General features: G+C 52.4%; 1 pseudogene. It reads left to right on the forward strand.

Annotated elements, in window-relative coordinates:
* A pseudogene (locus CVH10_RS24755) lies at window positions 1-233 on the forward strand (efflux transporter periplasmic adaptor subunit); the annotation flags it as partial.

Here is a 233-nt window from a genome sequence, read left to right on the forward strand (position 1 = left end):
GTATTGCCCAACAAGGACCTAGCATGGCGTCCTGGAACTTTCGTCACCGCCGAAGTCGAAGTTGGCCAAGATGAGGTGGAAGTGCGGGTACCAAAATCTGCGGTCCAGACTATCACCGGTGAGAAGGTTGTTTTTGTTCGCACATCCGATGGTTTTGAGAAGCGCGAGATCGAGCTTGGGCGCTCCAATGATGATTCTTATGAAATCGTCTCCGGGCTGAAGCCTGGTGAAGA

The organism is Halomonas sp. ND22Bw, from assembly GCF_003011945.1.
Classification (GTDB): Bacteria; Pseudomonadota; Gammaproteobacteria; order Pseudomonadales; family Halomonadaceae; genus Halomonas; species Halomonas halophila.